Origin of the sequence: Nocardia sp. NPDC057663 (assembly GCF_042799895.1) — a bacterium.
In the GTDB taxonomy this organism is placed as follows: Bacteria; Actinomycetota; Actinomycetes; order Mycobacteriales; family Mycobacteriaceae; genus Nocardia.
The window spans coordinates 57,275-74,996 of sequence record NZ_JBHVHX010000015.1 but is presented as its reverse complement, the minus strand read 5'-3'; the positions used below and the strand labels follow the sequence as shown (position 1 = coordinate 74,996).

Below are 17,722 nucleotides of genomic sequence, written 5' to 3'. Positions count from 1 at the left end.
TTATGCCACTAATAGTTAGTGCAATAACTATTAGTGGCGTCACTATGCGGCCCGATTCGCAGCGGCAGTGGTTATCAGGCAAGCCGAACCAACCTACGCCTCCGGGTCGACCGCCAAACCGGAGATCAGCTGCTCGATCACCGAGCGAATGGCCGCGGTGTCCTCGACATCGTCGCTGTTCGCCAGATACTGCGCCGCCTCGTCGAGAGCGCCGACGACGACCAGCGCCAGCGGCCGCACCGGCTGCGCACGGACGCGGCCTGCCGCGATGGCCCCGGCCAGGGCGTTCTCCACCAGACCGATCGTGTGCCGGAGCTCGATCTCGCGCCACCGGCTCCAGCCGAGGACCGCCGGGGCGTCCAGCAGCGCGATCCGCCGCACCTCCGATGCGGTCGACGCCTGCAGCCACGCCAGACAGCCCACGATCAAACTCGCCACCGGATCATCCGACCGCGCCTCGGCGACCGCGGTGGCGATCACCTCGACCAGGCTGCGCTCGAGATCCTCGAACACCGCCTCGAACAGATCGCGCTTCTCGCTGAACTGGTGATAGAGCGCACCGCGGCTGACCCCCGCCGCCTCCGCGACCGCGATCGTGCTCACGGCGCCATACCCGTACTGCCCGAACAGTTCTCGCCCGGCGCGAACGACAGCGGAACGCGTCGAGGCCGAGCGTTCGGCTTGGGTCCGGCGGTCAGGGTTCATAGCGACGTCGAAGTCTAGGGCAGGACTGCGGTTGCGTCAGATCCGAGGCACTTCGGCCCTTGACCGGCGATACCGCCCTCCGGGAACATACAGTCATCCTGTTTGTATCTTAGAAGGGGCTTCAGACCATGTCCGATGCCACCAAGGATCTCTTCGAGCGTTATCACGCGTGCTGGGCCGACCGCGATCCCGATCGCATCGTCGAATTGCACACGCCCGATTCGATTTTCCACCTGCACTCCGGCGGCAAACCCGCACACGGCCGGGCCGAGATCCGCGCCGCCGCCGCGGAAACCTTCGCACTGGTCCCCGACCTGACGTTCACCTTGGTCGATCTCCGGGTCGGCGACGACTTCTGGGCGGTCCAGTGGAAGCTGTCCGGCACCTCGGTCACCGGCGGCGCCGTCGATGTCGACATCGCGGATGTGGTGCTGGTCGAGAACGGCGCGGTGCGGGAGAAGCACACCTACGTCGACGGTGTCGCGATGCAAGCCGCGCTGTCCGTTCCCGCCGAGACCGCCTGAACCACACCGGTTTCGACAGTGGGGCCCGCCGCCGACGGGCCCCACTGGATCAGTCCAGGCAGAACTCGTTGCCCTCGGGGTCGGCCAGCACGAGGAAGCCGTAGCTCATCGGCGGGTCGGGTTCGAACCGCTGCACCCGGGTCGCCCCGAGCGCGACGAGCCGTTCGCACTCCGCCTCCAGCGCTGCCATCCGCTCCTCCCCCGACAGGCCTGGCGCGGCCCGCACGTCGAGGTGGACGCGATTCTTGGCGACCTTGTCCTCGGGTACCCGCTGGAAGAACACGCGCGGGCCGTGCCCGTCCGGGTCCTCGATGGCCGACCTCGAATTGCGCTGATCCTCCGGCACGCCGATCCTGGCGAGGAACTCGTCCCACGCGGCCAGCGGATCGGCCCCGGCGGCCAGCTCCACCCCGGGCGGGCCGGGGTGCACGTACCCCAGCACCTCGCGCCAGAAGGTCGACAGCGCCCTCGGGTCGTGCGCGTCGAAGGTGACCTGGAGGTGGCGGCTCATCGTGTTCCCCCATTTGCATAGTCGATCGCGGAAAGGATGACAGCGGTGACTGTTTCGGGTGCTTCCACCATGACCAGGTGCCCGGCGTCGTCGACCTCGATTGCCCGCACCGGTTTCAGTGTCTTGTTCAGCGTGGCGCCCGCCCGTGCCGAGAGTACCTTGTTTCGCCTGCCCCAGATGGTCGTGATCGGCGGGAAACCGGCGGGCGGCTCGAAGGTGTCCAGTTGCGCGAGCCGGGGGATCTGACGGGAGATCGCGGCGGTCACCATCAGCCGGCGACGCTCGGTCCATCGGGTCCGCAGATGCGCGGCGGTCTCGTCGGTGTGTGGTCCGGCGGTGCCGATCTGCTCCGCGACGATCAGCCCGGCCACGGGGCCGGGAATCCGCACCATCGACAGCAGCGAGTCCACGTGCAGGTACCGGCCGAGGAGCGCGGCCAGCCCGGTGCGGGTCGGCCGCAGGGTGGCCGCGGTGAGCGGGCTGCTCAGCACCAGCGAGCGGACCAGTTCGGGGTGTTTCCGGGTGAGCAGCAGCGACAGCGCGCTGCCGAAACAGTGCCCGACCAGCGTCACTTCCCGCAGGTCACGGTCCGCGAAGAACGCCTCGAGCATGGCGAGGTAATTCTCGAGTGTGTAGCCGTCGTCGGGTGCGTCCGAGTCGCCGTACCCGATGAGGTCGATCGCGAGAACCCGGTGCGACTGCCGCAGCTCGTCGAATTGGGTACGCCAGATGGAGCGATCACCGCCGAGGTTGTGCAGGAAGACGACCGGTGGCCCTGACCCCGCCTCGTCGTAGGCGATCGAGGTTCCGCCGAAATCGAAAAATGGCATCGCTCGATGCCCCCTTCCCTCCACACCGTCGTGGTGACACCCACGCTAACCCACAGCGGTGACAGGTTTCCGGCGAACAGCCCTGTGGCGCGCGGCCCAGGGCGCGATCACGACCTGGGCAGTCCCAGCTGCGCGCAGGCCAGCAGCGCCACTTCGATGTCGAGCCTGCGTTCGGTGAGCGGATGGCCGAGCAGCTCTTCGGCCTTGCGTACCCGGTAGTGCACGGTGTTCTTGTGCACGTGCAGCCGGGCGGCGGCGTCGGTGTAGCTGCCGCGGGCGTCGAGGAACGCGCGGACCGTTTCGCGTAGGCGCGCGGCGGTGTCGTCCTCGGCCATCAGCCCGCCCAGCACCCTGCTCGCCCAGGCCTGTACCTCGGGCACGCGCTCGGTGAACAGGGCCGACAGCGCCACCTCACGGTATCCGGTGAGCCCGCGACCGCCGGTCGCCAGCGCGACGGTTCGCGCGCGCTGGGCGTCGCGGAAGGTGCGGCGGAAACCGTCCAGGCCGGTGGCCGGATCACCCAGGGCCAGACACAGATCCGGCTGGGCGCGCAGAGCCCGGACCAGTCCCTCGGTGTCGAGTGCGGGCCTCGACACCGAGGAAATCCACACCCACCGGCTGTGGTCGTCGGCTTCCACGGTCATCGGCGTCTTGCCGGTCGCGGCGGCCAGCAAGGCGGTGCCCGCGCGCAGCACCGCGCCGGGATCGCGGGTACCGGGCGGGGTCCACAGCATCGCGAACTGATGCCAGCCGCGCAGCGAGGTCGACAGCATCTGCTCGGCCGAGGACACGTCGAGATCGTCGGCGTCGAGCACCGCGCGGACCTGCGCGGCGCGGGCGGCGTCGGTGCGCGCGTCCCAGCGACGGCGTTCGCTCGCGTAGATGTCGATCAGGCCCTCGATCACCTGGTCGATATAGCTGTTGACCAGGTACGCGATCCGCGCCGCGGCAGCCAGGGCGATCTCGGTGGGCGGGTTCAGCTCGGTCAGCTGCGCCATCGTCCACTGTACGAACATGTTCTCGCCGAGCCGGTAGGCGCGCAGCAGCGCCTCGAGCGACAGGTCGTGCTGGGCGAAGCGGCGGGCGTATTCGGCGGCGGCGGGCGGCACGGTGATGTCGTCGAGGCCGATGGCCAGGGTCAGCATGTCCAGGATCGCGGCGAGGTTGGACTCGGTGCTGGCCACCATCAGCCTGCGCACCTCGTCGTCGTGCCGGAATTCGGGAATGACCTCGACGAACATCGAGGTCATCGTCGGTGCCAGCCGGTCCAGATCCGCCTTGATCCGGCCGGCCACCTCCCGCACGAGCGGATCGTTGTCGAGAGCCATGGCCGCAGACAGTACCCCCGGTCAGCAGGCACGCGTCGCTGTTTGTGCTCGTGGCACAACACCTCGCCGCAACGCTGGTCCGCGGGCCCGTAGTCGGCGCCGAAGCCGCACCCTACCTTGGGATATGTAATCCAGATCACAGATATCTCCGGTGAGGAATCATGCGACACATCGCCGCACTGCCCGACGTCAGAGCCACTGCCGACCCGCACGGGCACAGCGTGGCCGACGACACCATCGCGCTGTCCAACGCGCAGTTCCTGGCGCGGGTCGACGCTGCCGCCTCGGTCCTGCACCGGGCAGGTGTGCGGGACGGCGATGTCGTCGCGGTCGTGCTGCCCAACCGGGTGGAGTTGGTGGTGATCCTGTTCGCCGCCTGGCGGCTCGGCGCCGCGGTCACGCCGGTGAACCCAGGTCTCACCGACGACGATATCCGCTACCAGATCGAGGATTCGGGCGCCGAGGTCGTGATCGGCGAACCCGATCGGGCCGCGGTCACCCTCGATGTCGCCGCACTGGCCGAGTCCGCGGGACCGGTCACCGCCGCGCCGCCGTCCAACAGCCTGGCGCTGATCATCTACACCAGCGGCACCACGGGCAGGCCCAAGGGCGTGCTGCTCGGACACGAGAATCTCGCCGCCATGTGCTCGATGATCATCGACGCGCTCGGCCTGGACGACAGCGATCACAGCCTGCTGATCCTGCCGCTGTTCCACGTCAACGGCATCGTCGTCAGCGTGCTCTCCCCGCTGCTGGCAGGCGGGCGCACCACCGTCGCGGGCAAGTTCTCCGCCTCCGGGTTCTTCGACACCGTCGAGCGGGTCCGTCCCACCTATTTCTCGGCGGTGCCCGCCATCTACGCGATGCTGGTGGCCCAGGCCGACGGCGCGAGCCCCGACACGTCCTCGCTGCGACTGGCGATCTGCGGCGCGGCACCCATGCCCGCCGAGCTGATCGCCCGCTTCGAGCAGCGCTACGGTGTGCCGATCGTCGAGGGCTACGGACTGTCCGAGGGCACCTGCGCGTCCACCCTCAATCCGGTTGCGGGCCCGCGCAAACCGGGCACGGTCGGCGTGCCGCTGCCCGGCCAGACGGTGGCGATCATGGATCCGGACGGCGAGCCGGCGGCGGCTGGTGAACCCGGTGAAGTCGTGGTCCGCGGTCCGAACGTGATGCGCGGCTACCTCGGCAAACAGGCGGAAACGGCCAAGACCGTGGTGGCGGGCTGGCTGCACACCGGCGACGTCGGCTACTTCGACGCCGACGGCTACCTGGTCCTGGTCGACCGGATCAAGGACATGATCATCCGGGGCGGCGAGAACCTGTACCCCAAGGAGATCGAGAACGCGCTCTACCGGCATCCGGCGGTCCACGAAGCCGCCGTCGTCGGCGTGCCCGACGCCGTGCTGGGCGAGGTACCGGTCGCCCACGTGGTGGCCGCGCCGCACACCACGGTCACCGTCGAGGAGCTCACCGCGCACTGCCGTGCGGAGCTGGCCACGTTCAAAGTGCCTGCCGCGATCGTGCTGACCGCGGAGATGCCACGGAATCCGGTCGGCAAGATCGACAAGAAGCGGCTGCGGGTCATGTCCACGCGTATCTGAGAAAGACAGACTTTCGGTCGCGGTGGTCCGCGCCCGGATTCAGGGAAGAAAGGGATCGAGCCATGGGATTCAAGACGGGAGATTTCCCGCCGGTGGACACCGACACATTTCTGGATCTACCACTGCGCGAACGCATGCGGACGCTGGCATTGCATTGGGCGGAATACGGATTCGGCACGCCGAAGATGATCCACACCATCTATATCGCGAAATTGCTTGTGCTGTATATGTTCGGCGGTGTGCTGATCGCCACGGCCACCTCCGGCGCCGGCCCGTTCTGGGATGTGGCGCAGTGGTGGAACCAGCCGATCGTCTACCAGAAGCTGGTCCTGTGGACCGTGCTGCTCGAAGCGATCGGGATCGCCGGTTCATGGGGACCGCTGGCAGGCAAGTTCAAGCCGATGACCGGCGGCGTGGCGTATTTCGCCCGGCTGGGCAGCATCCGCCTGCGGCCGTGGCATCGGGTGCCGTTCACCGACGGTGACTCGCGCACCGTGCTGGATGTGGTGTTGTACCTGGGCTTCCTGATCTCCCTGGCGATCGCCCTGCTCGCGCCGGGCCGGACCACGGCTTCGCTGCTGGAAGCGTTGCCGGACAACACCTCCGGGTTGGTGCGCCCCGCGCTGCTGATCGCGCCGATCGCGCTGTATGTCCTGTGCGGTCTGCGTGACAAGACGATCTTCCTGGCCGCTCGCGGCGAGCAGTATCTGCCCGCGCTGCTGTTCTTCGCGGTGCTGCCGTTCACCGACATGATCATCGCGGCCAAGCTGCTGATCGTGATCGTGTGGGTCGGCGCCGGTGCCTCCAAGTTCGGCAAGCACTTCACCAATGTGGTGCCGCCGATGGTGTCCAACAGCCCGTCCATGCCGTTCCGGTCGATCAAGCGCGCCCACTACCGTGACTTCCCCCGTGATATCCGCCCGTCGGGGGTGGCCGCGTTCATGGCGCACGTCGGCGGGACCACCGTCGAGGTGATCACCCCGATCGTGCTGCTGTTCTCGACGAACTACTGGCTGACGCTGGCCGGTGTCGTGATGATGGTGGTCTTCCACCTGTTCATCACCTCCACCTTCCCGCTGGCGGTGCCGCTGGAGTGGAACATCCTGTTCGCCTACCTGACCGTCTTCCTGTTCCTCGGCTTCCCGAACTCGGCCGGCTACGGGGTGTTCGACATGTCCGCGCCGTGGCTGACGGTGGCGATCGCGGCCGGGCTCGCCTTCTTCCCTGTGCTGGGCAATCTGCGCCCTGACCTGGTGTCGTTCCTGCCGTCCATGCGCCAGTACGCGGGCAACTGGGCCTCCGCGCTGTGGGCCTTCGCGCCCGGTGCGGAGGCCAAGCTCAACACCATCGCGCACCGCCCCGCCGACAATCAGGTCGACCAGTTGCTGGCCATGGGATACCCCCCGGCGATCGCCGAGATCACCATGCAGCAGACCATCGCCTGGCGTTCCATGCACAGCCAGGGCCGCGGCCTGTTCTCCCTGCTGTACAAGCACATTCCCGAGATCGATCGCTGGACCGTGCGGGAGGCCGAGTTCGCCTGCAACTCGCTGATCGGCTTCAACTTCGGCGACGGTCACCTGCACAACCTCGACCTGATCCGCGCGGTGCAGGCGCGGGCCGGGTTCGCACCGGGAGAATGGATCGTGGTGTGGGTGGAGTCGCAACCGATCCACCAGGACACGCAGGAGTACATGGTGGTCGACGCGGCGCTCGGCGTGCTCGAACGCGGTACCTGGCAGGTCGCCGACGCGGTCGAAGCCATGCCGTGGCTGCCGGACGGGCCCATTCCGCACCAGGTGACCTGGCGGCGTGCGGACGTCACCGGCACGGTCACGCCGCACCAGGACACCGTGGCCCAGCCCGCGGAATAGACGAGCACGGACCGCCGAGAAACGAGAGGACGAGTCGATGACAACGGCGACAGTGGTCGGCAGCGGCCCCAACGGACTGGCCGCAGCCATCACCCTGGCCAGGGCGGGCGTGGAGGTGACGGTGCTCGAGGCCGCCGACACGATCGGCGGCGGCACCCGCTCGGGTGAGGCGATCGTGCCCGGTCTGCTGCACGACCACTGCTCGGCCATCCACCCGATGGCCGTGGGGTCGCCGTTCCTGCGGCGCGTCGATCTGGAACGGTACGGATTGCGGTGGGCGTGGCCGGAACTCGACTGCGTCCACCCGCTCGACGACGGCACCGCCGGTGTGCTGCACCGCTCGGTCACCGAGACCGCCGCGGGCCTCGGCGCCGACGAACGATTGTGGCGCACGCTGTTCGAGCGGCCGGTCGCCGGCTACGACGAAACCGGCGCCGACATCATGCGGCCATTGCTGCGGATTCCCCGGCATCCGATCCGGTTGGCGCGCTTCGGCATTCCCGCGACCGCGCCCGCCACCCTGCTGGCGCGGGCCTTCCGCACCGGACCGGGCCGGGCCCTGTTCGGCGGTGTGGCCGCGCACGCGTTCCACCCGCTCGACCGGCCGTTGAGCGCCAGCGTCGGGCTCGGCATCCTCACCGCGGGACACCGCTACGGCTGGGCGGTGGCGGTCGGTGGTTCCCAGCGGATCGCCGACAGCATGGCGGCGGTGCTGGCCGATCACGGCGGAAAGATCGAAACCGGTGTCCGGGTACGCGCTCTCGCCGACCTTCCGCCCTCGGACCTCACCCTCTGGGATGTCGCGCCGACCGCGGTCGCCGAGATCATCGGCGACCGCCTCCCGGCCCGAATCGCCCGCGCCTACCGGCGATTCCGCTACGGTCCCGGCGCCTTCAAAGTCGACTTCGCGGTCGAGGGCGGCGTCCCGTGGACCGCCGAGGCGGCTCGCCGCGCGGGCACGGTGCATCTGGGCGGCTCGTTCGCCGAGATCGCCGCGGGCGAACGCGACATCCACGCGGGCCGGATGCCCGATCGCCCGTTCGTCCTGGTCGGCCAGCAATACCTCGCCGACCCCCAGCGCTCGGTGGGCTCGGTGCACCCGGTGTGGACCTACGCCCACGTCCCCAACGGCTACACCGGCGACGCCACCGAGGCGATCATCGCCCAGCTCGAACGCTTCGCCCCCGGCTTCCGTGACCGGGTGGTCGGCCTGACCACCCGCACCACCACCGGCTTCGCCGACTACAACCCCAACTACATCGGCGGCAACATCATGACCGGCGCCAAGGACATCCCCCAGCTGATCTTCGGCCCCCGAAAGACCTTGCAGCCCTACGACATCGGCATCACGGGCCACTATCTCTGCTCGGCCGCCACCCCACCCGGCCCCGGCGCGCACGGCATGTGCGGCGCCAACGCCGCCGAGCGGGCACTCCGCCGGTGGCGCTGACCCCGCACCAACGCTGTCCGCGCCCCCGATGACTACCGAGACACCGCACCCCGTCGACCACCACGGCGATCCGGGGACCAGAGAGCCGCCGACAGCGCGCGGAAGCTGGCTGCTCGGGTCGACCATGGCGATGCTGCGCGACCCGCTCGCCTTGGGGTTGCGTGGATACGAGGAGTGCGGTGACGTGGTCCGCTACCGCCTCGGCCCGGTCGGGATGCGCCGGGAGATCTTCGCCGTCAACCATCCCGACGGCGCGGCGCAGGTACTCGACGCCGCAACGAGCCCGGACTATCGCAAGGACATGTGGTGTACCGGCCGGTCCGCGAGATGTTCGGCGACGGCCTGCTCACCAGCCAGGACGCGACCTGGCGACGGCAGCGGCGATTCCTGCAACCGCTGTTCGTCACCCGCAGCGTCGAAACGTATACCTCGGCCATGACCGAGGAAGTGGGTACGCGGGCCGCGCACTGGCGTGCGGGCGCCGATGCGGTGATCGACCTGCACGCCGAGATGGCGAGCCTGACCCTGCACATCGTCAGCCGGGTGCTCTTCGGCGAGGATGCGACGCGGATGGTGCCGATCCTGCGATCCGAATTTCCTGTCCTCGGCGCCGCAGTCCTGCGCCGCGGCATGGAGCCTCTCCCCCTGCCGCTGTGCTGGCCGACGGCCCGCGCGGCTGTATCGGCCACCGCTTCGCCATGCTCGAAGCCTGCCTCGCGCTCGCCCTGCTGGTGCGCGACTTCGAGTTCACCGCACAACCCGGCGACTTCCCCGTCACCACCGACATCGTCCTGCACTCGGTCGCCCCCGTCCTGTGCCACCGCACCACGCGAGCGTTCCCGCACTAGCCGATGCACCGGTGGTGGTAGTTTCGATTGCCGGTGTGTAGCTGGTTGCCGATCTCGCTCGGCCAGGAGGTGGTCTGCCGACATGTCCCGCAGAGTCGCCGCGCGCTGGGCGGCACAGCTGGTCGCGGCGCCCCCGGCGCAGCTCGTGGCCACGCTCGAGACCTGGACGGACCGGCTGCTCGCGACGCTGGCCACCGGGTCGCCTGATCCCGTCGTCGCCGAGCAGGCCGGGGCCGCCGTCTACGGCCTCGGCTGCACCGATCCGGTGGTGATCGCCCGGTCGATGCCGATTCTGCAGGAGCTGAGCGAGCACGCCGGCGCGGATACGGCGGCGTTCGGCGTTGTCGCCGGCGGTTTCGGCCACGGGTTCGCCCGCGCGCTGGCTGCGGCGGCACCGGCCACCGAGGGGCTCGAAGCGGCGTTCCGGCACGCGTCCATCGCCATCTCGATCGGCGATGCCCACGGCAACATCATCAACGCCAACCCGGCCTTCGAAAGACTGATGGGCAAGAGCTTGGCGGAGCTGCAGGGCAGATCCGGCTTCGAACTGGCCGACGACGACGTCCACGGCATCCGCGAACAGGTCCACGGCGAGCTCGAACGCTCCGAGAACGGGACCATTCGCCTCGAAAACGAATACGTGCGACCGGACGGTACCGAGGGCTGGACCACATGGACGGTGACGCGCTGCGTCTCCGCCTCCGGCGGCCTCTACCTGCTCGGCTTCGGCGAGGACACCACCGAGCATCGCACCACGACCGATCGGTTGCACTGGCAAGCCCACCACGACCCGCTCACCGCGCTGCCCAACCGCAGGCATCTGCGCACCCAGCTCGACACCCTCATCACCGCGGCCGGACCGGAAGACCTGGCCGCGGTGTGCGCGCTGGACTTGGACGATTTCAAGGACATCAACGACGCCTTCGGTCACACCGTCGGCGACAGCCTGCTCGTCGAGGTCGCCGCGCGCTTGCAAGCCTGCCTCGATCCGGAGACCGACGTACTGGCGCGCATCGGGGGTGACGAGTTCATCGCCGTCCTCCCGCCACCCGCCGACGAGGAGCGTGTCGAGAAAGCCGTGCACCTGCTCCAGGCGGCCGTCGAGGAACCCTTCGTGGTCGCCGACCACCAGATCGAGATCACCATCAGCCTCGGCGCCGTCATGTCGCGGATCGCTGGTGGCACGCCGCGCGATCTGCTCACCGCGGCCGACAACTGCCTCTACGCCGCCAAAGCGCTCGGCAAGAACCGCTGGATCCTGCGACGCTGGGATCCGGTGCGCCGCGAATCCTGAACGGCGCCGTACACCGGTACGCTCGGGAGGTGGTGCGGCGCAACAGGTCTGCGGGATCCATCGGCCACACCACCGCCACGAACAGTATCAATAATGTTGCACAGCAACATAATTCGGGTTCACTGACGAGCCCCTGACCGCTAGGGGTTCATCTCGTAGACCCCGGCCAGTGACCGCGCTTCGTCGAGCACCCGAGCGAAACGGCGCTCGTCGACCACGGGGCGGCGGACGAGATCGAGCGCTCGGCGCTGCTGTGCCGGCGTGGCGGTCGGCTTGTTGTGCAGGGTCACCGCGTTCGCGGAGAAGGTGCGCACGAAGACGTCGAAGATCTGGTCGAGCACGTCCTTGCCGGTGCCGTCGATGCGTGCCTGCTCCAGGATCAGCTGGGCATAGGGCACCGCGGTGAACAGCTCGCCGAGCGCGAAGAGGAAGTCGACGTCCTTCTGCTGCTCGGCGGTCGGCGCCGCGGCGGCCAGCAGGCCCTGCAGGGCGAGCACCTGCTCGAGGAATACGGCCACGTTCGGCACATCACGGAATCCCTCGAACACCGGTCGCCAGTCCGCGAACCGAATCCGCCCGAGACCGCTGCTCGGGCCCTGCCGGAACAGGAACTCGTCGTCGGCGGTGTCGCGCCGCGTCGGCACCGGAGCGTAAGTTGCGCTGGCGAATTCGGCGCGCAGTGGCTTCACGACTGCCCCGAGTCGCGGCGCCAGCTTGCGGCTCGACCAGCTCAGCGCGCCGGTGACCGCCCGCGCGGCACCGGCGGGCGCCACCGCGGCACCGGGAATCGATTGCAGCGCGGCCAGTCCCGCGTCGGCGGGGTGGAACATGTAGTTGGCCATGAACTTCAGCGACAGCGCCATGTTCACGTGCACGGTGCCCTCGAGCCGCGGCAGGCCGAACATGGCCGTCATCGCGACCGGGAAGTACATGTCGTTCTCGAAGCCGCGCGCGGCGATGACGTCGGCGAGATCCTCGATGACGCGCTGCCCCTGCCGGGTGACCGACATCTTCTCGATGGCGTTGAACAGCAGGTAGCGGCGGTCCTGCGGTGAGGCCGAGCGCATGTAGTCGATCGCGCGCTCACTGTAGAGCTTCATCGCCACGATCCGCGCGTAGGAGTCTGCGATCAGCGAGCGCACCTGCGGGAACTCGGTCACCTTGTGCCCGAACAGGATCCGGTTCTCGGCGTGGTCGATCGCCTCGTAGAAGGAGTGCTCACAGGCGCCGACGGCGCCGAAGCCGAGGTTGAACTTGCCGACGTTGACGGTGTTCATCGCCGCGTGGAACGCGTCCTCACCGCGGTGCAGGATGTCGGCCTCGGCGACCGGATAGTTGTCCAGCTCGAAGGCCGCGACATAGATCTGGCTGTTGACCACATTGCGGTGCAGCTTGTAGGCCGGGTGCTGGCTGTCGGCGACGAAGAACAGATACCCCTCGTAATCCGCTTCGGTCGGCTTGCCGGTCAGCGCCTTCGCGCTGTCGATGATCGGCTTGTCGGAGCGGCGGCCGAACACCGACACCATCGATGCCAGATTGCCGTTGCCGATGTAGTGCTTGCTGCCGGTGGCCGAGTACCCGCCGTCGGGCTGCGGGTCGACGATCATGTCGGTGGAGTACACGTCGGCGCCGTGCTCCTTCTCCGAGAGCCCGAAGGCGAAGATCTCGCCGGAATCGAGCTGCGCGGCCGCCTTCTGCTTGGCCGCGGTGTTGCTGCTCTGCCAGATCGGGCCCAGCCCCAGGATGGTGACCTGCCAGACGTACCAGTAGGTCATGCCGTAGAAGCCGAAGATCTGGCTGAGCATCGCGTTGCGGCCGGTGTCCCAGCGCTTGTTCGGATCGCCGTCGGCCTCGGCCGCCGGGGTGAGGAACGTCGCGAACAGGCGCTCCCGCTTCACGAAGTCCAGGAAGTCCGCGGGCCAGACCTGCTCCTTGTCGTCCTGGAGCAGCCGGGCCTTGCCCCTGGCCTCGAACCAGTCGACGACAGCGCGCAGCAGCCTGCGGGTCTCGGGGTCGAACTGGGCGAAATCGCAGTTCTTCGGGTTGAACAGGACCTGGGACATCGTCGGCTCCTCGTGCGTGCGTCCAGCGACGCCGGACAGATTCATTCATCAATGTAGCATTTTTCTACATCAACGTAGGAAGTGGTTCGTAGTTGCTATCGTGGACGGATGGGTAGCGATTCGGCCGTACGCCGGCGAGAACGGGCGGCGCATCTGGGTCCGGAGCGCAGACGCCCGCAGGTCCTCGACGCCGCGCTGGCCATCGCGGCCGAGGAAGGCATCGCCGCGGTGACCATGGGCGCGATCGCCGATCACATGGCGGTGACCCGGCCCGTCGTCTATGCCTGCTTCCCCGATCGGGTCCAGCTGATCGACGCGCTGATCGAGCGCGAGGAAGCCTTCATCTCTTCCGGTGTCCTCGATGTGCTGCCGCCGCGGACGACCGACGCCGACGAGACGGTGTTCGTGGAGGGCTTCCGCGCGCTGCTGCACAAGGCGGCGAGCAGGCCGTCCGCGTGGCGACTGCTGTACGGCAATCCCGACCCCGCGGTCGCCGGTTCCTTCGGGCGGGGCCGCACCCTGGCCGTCGCCCGCTGCACCGAACTGCTGCGGCCGACGCTGCACGCGTGGGGTGTCGACGACGCCGAGCGCAAACTGCCCGCCCTCGTCGAATTGTGGGTCTCGGCGGGTGAGGGCGCGGTGCGGACCCTGTTCGCCGGCGAGTCCGAGTGGGACCCCGACACGCTCGGCGCCTTCGTCGGTTCGGCCGTCTACCGCGCCATGCGCGCGGCCTGAATCCCGTGTCCACCTGGGCTCGCCGACCCGGACTGCGCAGCCGAGAACGGCGGAACTGTGCTGCGTGACAGCCCGGGTGTGGCACCGATGGTGAATCCGTCCAACTACCTGTGACGATCCGATCCGGCGCCGGGTTCGGCCCCTAGTGTCTGGACGGTGTTGGAACAGATCGCCGACGATCCTGATCACCGGTTCGACTTCGATGTGCTGATCGTCGGCTCCGGGTTCGGCGGTAGCGTCACCGCGCTGCGCCTGGTGGAGAAGGGCTACCGGGTCGGTGTCGTCGAGGCGGGCCGCCGTTTCGCCGACGCCGATTTCGCGAGGACGAATTGGGACCTGCGCCGGTATCTGTGGGCGCCGCGGCTCGGCTGTTTCGGCATCCAGCGCATCCACCGCCTGCGCGATTGTTTCATTCTGGCCGGGGCGGGGGTCGGTGGTGGTTCGCTCAATTACGCCAACACCCTCTACAAACCGGGATCGGCGTTCTTCGGCGACAAACAGTGGGCAGGCATCACCGACTGGGAGGCCGAGCTCACCCCGCATTACGACCAGGCCCGGCGGATGCTCGGCGTCGTCACCAATCCCCATCTGACACCGGCCGACACCGTCATCCGATCGGTGGCCGAGGAGATGGGCGCCGGCGAGACCTTCGTGCCGACGCCGGTCGGCGTCTTCTTCGGCGAGCCGGGACGAACCGTCGCCGATCCCTATTTCGGTGGTGCCGGACCGGATCGCGCCGGCTGCATCGAGTGCGGGGAATGCATGACGGGATGCCGTCACGGCGCGAAGAACACCTTGGTCAAGAACTACCTCGGCTTGGCGGAACGCGCGGGCGCGCAGGTCCTTCCGATGACGACGGTCACCGCGATCAGGCCACAACCGGATGGCAGCTGGGCGGTCGACACGCAACGGACCGGCGCCGGGTTGCGCAAGCGCCGCGGCACGCTCGCGGCGCGGCAGGTGGTCCTGGCCGCGGGCACCTGGGGCACCCAGAATCTGCTGTTCCGCATGCGCGACACCGCGGTGCTGCCCGGCTTGTCGGACCGGCTGGGCGTGCTGACCCGCACGAACTCCGAGGCCATCCTCGGCGCCGGGCGAACCACCGTCGATCCGGCGCGCGACCTCACCGCGGGCGTGGCGATCACCTCGTCGTTCCATCCCACCGCGGACACCCACATCGAGCCGGTGCGCTACGGCAAGGGCTCCAACGCCATGGGATTGTTGCAGACCTACCTGGTGGACGGCGGCCACCGGCTGCCACGGTGGGCGCGCGTGCTGCTCACCGCGCTGCGGCACCCGATTCTGACACCGCGGCTCCTGCGCACCGGCCGATGGAGCGAGCGGACCCTGATCCTGCTGGTGATGCAGAGCCTGGACAACTCGATCACCACCTACACCCGTCGCGGCCTGTTCGGCCGCCGCTTCACCAGCAAGCAGGGCTACGGCGAACCGAATCCGTCCTGGATTCCGGCCGGCCACGAGGCCACCCGCCGCGTCGCGGAGAAACTCGGCGCCACACCGGGCAGCACCTGGCCGGACGTGTTCAATGTCCCGGTCACCGCGCACTTCATCGGCGGGTGCGTGATCGGGACGGATGCGCGGTCCGGCGTCATCGATCCGTTCCACCGGGTGCACGGCTACCCCACCCTCAGCATCGTCGACGGGTCGGCGATCTCGGCGAATCTCGGTGTCAATCCCTCACTCACGATCGCCGCGCAAGCCGAACGCGCGGCCGCGCTGTGGCCCAACAACGGCGAGGCCGACCCGCGGCCGCCGAGCGGCGAGACCTACCGGCGCATCGCACCGGTCGCGCCCCGGCATCCCGTCGTGCCCGCCGCCGCCCCCGCTGCGCTGCGACTTCCCCTCTGGCCGGCGATGTGAATACCTGTTCCCACCAACATAATTCGAGAGCAGAACGAAGCACTGCTAGGGTGTGCGGGATCGCCGGAAGCGCAGGGTAAGCGAGATCGGGCAGGACCCGATTCGCCCCTGTTCGTGTCGAATGGTTCAGCGGTACAGCCACTTCGAATAGCAAACGTCGGCGACGCGGCTCGCCGGACGGCCCGGCGGGGTTCCGGCCACATGGGCTCTTCGGTCGGTGACGACAAAGGAACCGATGACTCCGACACTCGCGGTGTTCTTGTTCGGTATCGCAACTCTGGTGCTGCTTGGGGCGGTGACGGTAGCGGTTCTCGCACTGCGTAACGAGCGCCGGGTCCGCACTCGCCTGGACGTGGCTGAGCGTGAGCTCTTCGCCCATGAGGAGTCGATGACGCGACTCGTCGAGCTGACCTTGCCGAGGATCACCGACGCCCTCCGCCAGCACAGCGAGCCGGTGGTCACGGCGGAAGTTCCCGCCCTGCTGCAGGATTCGCCCTTCGCGCAGAAGCTGGCCCGGATCGCGGTCGCGCACGCCGACGACCTGCGCCAGGTGCAACACGAGACCGGGGTCGCCGTCGAGCGAGTCGCCGAGGAGCGGACCGCGGCGCAGGTCGAGACCGCGGAGGCGGCGGCGCGGTCCCAGGTCGCCGCCGACGCGCGCGCGGCGACCAACAGCGCCGTCCGCGCGTTCGGCACCACGGTGGTCAGTCTCGGCGCCGACGTCGGGCAGGTGGTCAGTAATGCGTTGCGGGAGAACCGCAACGACGAGGTCTACGCGATCCTCAGCCGCATCGACCACACCGTGCAGCAGATGATCCGGCAGGCGCAGTCCTACGTCATCGTCTCCGGTGGCCTGCCCGGCAGGCGCTGGCCGCAGCAGACCGTCACCGAGGTGGTCGGTGGCGCCACCAGCCGGGTGCGCGACTACCTGCGGATCCGGACGGGAAACTGCGATCAGGTCATCGTCAGCCGGGCGGTCGAACCGCTGGTCCACACCGTGGCGACGCTGCTCGACAACGCGCTGCGCTATTCGCCGCCGTCGTCGTTCGTCGACATCACCTTCCAGGAGGGCCATCACGGCGTCACCCTGATCATCGACGACGCGGGCGTGCGGATGAGCCAGGAACAGATGGAGGAAGCGCGCCAGGTGCTGTCGGGCGAGCGAGCCGTCGACATCAACTCGCTCGGTCCTTCGCCCCGGGTCGGGTTCCCCGGCGTCGCCGCGCTCGCCCGCCGCTACGGCTTCGCCGCCTATGTCGACGGACCCAATATCTACGGCGGCACCCGGGCCATGGTCTTCATCCCCGCGGCCTTGCTGGTCAACGCCGCCGACGCGCGCCGGATCGACGTCGATGTCCCTGAACCTACCTCGCGCAGACCGGTTTCCGTCGCAACGGAGGACTCGATGACCACCGGAAAGCACCGCCCGCCTGCCGTGCTGCCCGCCGCGAAGGTCGCCGAGCCGGAGGCCGACGACTACGCCAGAACCACCGGCGGACTCCCGAAGCGCAGGCGCCGCGCGGTCGCCCCGCTCGACGACCGCGCCAACACCGCAGAGACGCCGGGCAGGCCCGAACTGGCCGCCGCCTGGCACAGCGGTTCCCGACACGGCCGCGCCGCGGCCGAGCATTCGACCGAAGGGCAGGACATCCGATGAGCATGCCGATCGCAGACAGCACCAACCGCCTAGCGTGGCTACTCGACGATCTCGAGCTCGACGGCGTCCGTTTCTCGGTCCTGCTGTCCGACGACGGGCTGCGCGTCGCGCACTCCCCCGGTATCACCCGCGACGACGCCGAGCGGTTCGCCGCCGCCGCGTCGGGGTTGCGGTCGCTGGGCAAGGCCCTCGGCGAGTTCTGCGGCGGCCCCGGAAACCCGGTGCGCCAGAACATGACCGAGTACGACGACGGCATGATCCTGACCACGACCGCGGGCGCGGGCACGCAGCTCGGCGTCGCGACGACCAGCGATGTCGACCTCGCCCTCGTCGCGCACCGGATGAACGAACTGGCGGCGCGGGTGGGGCGCGAACTGGGTACGGCGCCGAGACGCGGTGATCGATCCCCGTCCTGAAT

16 protein-coding genes and 1 pseudogene are annotated in these 17,722 nt (G+C 68.8%); 12 read left to right on the top strand and 5 right to left on the bottom strand.

What is annotated here, in order from left to right; genetic code table 11:
- Positions 1–93 precede the first annotated feature (93 nt).
- The gene (locus ACFVAV_RS25935; RefSeq protein ID WP_379037877.1) at positions 94–705 is read right to left on the bottom strand and encodes a TetR/AcrR family transcriptional regulator; all 612 of its coding nucleotides are present in this window, start codon (positions 703–705) and stop codon (positions 94–96) included.
- A 128-nt stretch (positions 706–833) separates the two neighbouring features.
- Between ACFVAV_RS25935 and ACFVAV_RS25930 the strand changes: the two genes are divergently transcribed.
- Positions 834–1,229, top strand: a complete 396-nt coding sequence (locus tag ACFVAV_RS25930; protein ID WP_379037876.1) for a nuclear transport factor 2 family protein — start codon at positions 834–836, stop codon at positions 1,227–1,229.
- 49 nt (positions 1,230–1,278) lie between these two features.
- Here the strand turns inward: ACFVAV_RS25930 and ACFVAV_RS25925 are convergent, their stop codons facing one another.
- The 3 genes from ACFVAV_RS25925 to ACFVAV_RS25915 form a co-directional block, all read right to left on the bottom strand.
- On the bottom strand, positions 1,279–1,740 hold the full coding sequence (locus ACFVAV_RS25925; protein ID WP_379037875.1) for a VOC family protein: 462 nt from the start codon (positions 1,738–1,740) through the stop codon (positions 1,279–1,281).
- Positions 1,737–2,570 carry an alpha/beta fold hydrolase gene (locus ACFVAV_RS25920; protein ID WP_379037874.1) on the bottom strand — a complete coding sequence of 278 codons (834 nt, stop codon included), beginning with the start codon at positions 2,568–2,570 and terminating at the stop codon, positions 1,737–1,739. Before ACFVAV_RS25920 ends, ACFVAV_RS25925 begins: the two co-directional genes overlap by 4 nt.
- Before the next feature lie 107 nt (positions 2,571–2,677).
- On the bottom strand, positions 2,678–3,898 hold the full coding sequence (locus ACFVAV_RS25915; protein ID WP_379037872.1) for a helix-turn-helix domain-containing protein: 1,221 nt from the start codon (positions 3,896–3,898) through the stop codon (positions 2,678–2,680).
- A gap of 161 nt (positions 3,899–4,059) precedes the next feature.
- Here ACFVAV_RS25915 and ACFVAV_RS25910 point away from each other — a divergent pair, with 161 nt between their 5' ends.
- The 7 genes and pseudogenes from ACFVAV_RS25910 to ACFVAV_RS25880 all read left to right on the top strand — a co-directional run bounded on the left by ACFVAV_RS25910 (position 4,060) and on the right by ACFVAV_RS25880 (position 10,968).
- The gene (locus tag ACFVAV_RS25910; protein ID WP_379037871.1) at positions 4,060–5,502 is read left to right on the top strand and encodes a class I adenylate-forming enzyme family protein; all 1,443 of its coding nucleotides are present in this window, start codon (positions 4,060–4,062) and stop codon (positions 5,500–5,502) included.
- 62 nt (positions 5,503–5,564) lie between these two features.
- Complete coding sequence (locus ACFVAV_RS25905) at positions 5,565–7,376, top strand: DUF3556 domain-containing protein (protein WP_379037869.1); 1,812 nt, start codon at positions 5,565–5,567, stop codon at positions 7,374–7,376.
- Positions 7,377–7,413: 37 nt separating this feature from the next.
- On the top strand, positions 7,414–8,826 hold the full coding sequence (locus ACFVAV_RS25900) for a phytoene desaturase family protein (protein WP_379037868.1): 1,413 nt from the start codon (positions 7,414–7,416) through the stop codon (positions 8,824–8,826).
- A 28-nt stretch (positions 8,827–8,854) separates the two neighbouring features.
- On the top strand, positions 8,855–9,265 hold the full coding sequence (locus ACFVAV_RS25895) for a hypothetical protein (RefSeq protein ID WP_379037991.1): 411 nt from the start codon (positions 8,855–8,857) through the stop codon (positions 9,263–9,265).
- Positions 9,214–9,327 (top strand): annotated as a pseudogene (locus tag ACFVAV_RS25890) (hypothetical protein); the annotation flags it as partial. The gene ACFVAV_RS25895 and the pseudogene ACFVAV_RS25890, both read left to right, overlap by 52 nt.
- Before the next feature lie 152 nt (positions 9,328–9,479).
- Positions 9,480–9,674 (top strand): cytochrome P450, encoded by a 195-nt coding sequence (locus ACFVAV_RS25885; protein ID WP_379037988.1) that lies wholly within the window; start codon positions 9,480–9,482, stop codon positions 9,672–9,674.
- Between the two features lie 82 nt (positions 9,675–9,756).
- Positions 9,757–10,968 carry a diguanylate cyclase domain-containing protein gene (locus ACFVAV_RS25880; RefSeq protein WP_379037986.1) on the top strand — a complete coding sequence of 404 codons (1,212 nt, stop codon included), beginning with the start codon at positions 9,757–9,759 and terminating at the stop codon, positions 10,966–10,968.
- 140 nt (positions 10,969–11,108) lie between these two features.
- Here ACFVAV_RS25880 and ACFVAV_RS25875 read toward each other — a convergent pair whose 3' ends face one another.
- Entirely contained in the window at positions 11,109–13,031 is a 1,923-nt protein-coding gene (locus tag ACFVAV_RS25875) for an acyl-CoA dehydrogenase (RefSeq protein WP_379037867.1), read from the bottom strand.
- A gap of 108 nt (positions 13,032–13,139) precedes the next feature.
- Between ACFVAV_RS25875 and ACFVAV_RS25870 the strand changes: the two genes are divergently transcribed.
- From ACFVAV_RS25870 to ACFVAV_RS25855, 4 genes are all read left to right on the top strand, one after another.
- The gene (locus ACFVAV_RS25870) at positions 13,140–13,766 is read left to right on the top strand and encodes a TetR/AcrR family transcriptional regulator (protein WP_379037866.1); all 627 of its coding nucleotides are present in this window, start codon (positions 13,140–13,142) and stop codon (positions 13,764–13,766) included.
- 156 nt (positions 13,767–13,922) lie between these two features.
- Positions 13,923–15,647: a GMC oxidoreductase gene (locus tag ACFVAV_RS25865; protein WP_379037864.1), complete on the top strand. Its 1,725-nt coding sequence runs from the start codon at positions 13,923–13,925 to the stop codon at positions 15,645–15,647.
- Positions 15,648–15,882: 235 nt separating this feature from the next.
- The gene (locus ACFVAV_RS25860) at positions 15,883–17,304 is read left to right on the top strand and encodes an ATP-binding protein (protein WP_379037863.1); all 1,422 of its coding nucleotides are present in this window, start codon (positions 15,883–15,885) and stop codon (positions 17,302–17,304) included.
- Complete coding sequence (locus ACFVAV_RS25855; RefSeq protein ID WP_379037862.1) at positions 17,301–17,720, top strand: roadblock/LC7 domain-containing protein; 420 nt, start codon at positions 17,301–17,303, stop codon at positions 17,718–17,720. Before ACFVAV_RS25860 ends, ACFVAV_RS25855 begins: the two co-directional genes overlap by 4 nt.
- Positions 17,721–17,722 lie beyond the last annotated feature (2 nt).

What these genes read in the sequence shown, in the direction of transcription:
- ACFVAV_RS25875 (WP_379037867.1), bottom strand. Translation starts at nt 13,031, where the DNA reads ATGTCCCAGGTCCTGTTCAACCCGAAGAACTGCGATTTCGCCCAGTTC.
- ACFVAV_RS25930 (WP_379037876.1), top strand. Translation starts at nt 834, where the DNA reads ATGTCCGATGCCACCAAGGATCTCTTCGAGCGTTATCACGCGTGCTGG.
- ACFVAV_RS25900 (WP_379037868.1), top strand. Translation starts at nt 7,414, where the DNA reads ATGACAACGGCGACAGTGGTCGGCAGCGGCCCCAACGGACTGGCCGCA.
- ACFVAV_RS25880 (WP_379037986.1), top strand. Translation starts at nt 9,757, where the DNA reads ATGTCCCGCAGAGTCGCCGCGCGCTGGGCGGCACAGCTGGTCGCGGCG.
- ACFVAV_RS25860 (WP_379037863.1), top strand. Translation starts at nt 15,883, where the DNA reads ATGACTCCGACACTCGCGGTGTTCTTGTTCGGTATCGCAACTCTGGTG.
- ACFVAV_RS25925 (WP_379037875.1), bottom strand. Translation starts at nt 1,740, where the DNA reads ATGAGCCGCCACCTCCAGGTCACCTTCGACGCGCACGACCCGAGGGCG.
- ACFVAV_RS25870 (WP_379037866.1), top strand. Translation starts at nt 13,140, where the DNA reads ATGGGTAGCGATTCGGCCGTACGCCGGCGAGAACGGGCGGCGCATCTG.
- ACFVAV_RS25855 (WP_379037862.1), top strand. Translation starts at nt 17,301, where the DNA reads ATGAGCATGCCGATCGCAGACAGCACCAACCGCCTAGCGTGGCTACTC.
- ACFVAV_RS25920 (WP_379037874.1), bottom strand. Translation starts at nt 2,570, where the DNA reads ATGCCATTTTTCGATTTCGGCGGAACCTCGATCGCCTACGACGAGGCG.
- ACFVAV_RS25935 (WP_379037877.1), bottom strand. Translation starts at nt 705, where the DNA reads ATGAACCCTGACCGCCGGACCCAAGCCGAACGCTCGGCCTCGACGCGT.
- ACFVAV_RS25915 (WP_379037872.1), bottom strand. Translation starts at nt 3,898, where the DNA reads ATGGCTCTCGACAACGATCCGCTCGTGCGGGAGGTGGCCGGCCGGATC.
- ACFVAV_RS25905 (WP_379037869.1), top strand. Translation starts at nt 5,565, where the DNA reads ATGGGATTCAAGACGGGAGATTTCCCGCCGGTGGACACCGACACATTT.
- ACFVAV_RS25895 (WP_379037991.1), top strand. Translation starts at nt 8,855, where the DNA reads ATGACTACCGAGACACCGCACCCCGTCGACCACCACGGCGATCCGGGG.
- ACFVAV_RS25910 (WP_379037871.1), top strand. Translation starts at nt 4,060, where the DNA reads ATGCGACACATCGCCGCACTGCCCGACGTCAGAGCCACTGCCGACCCG.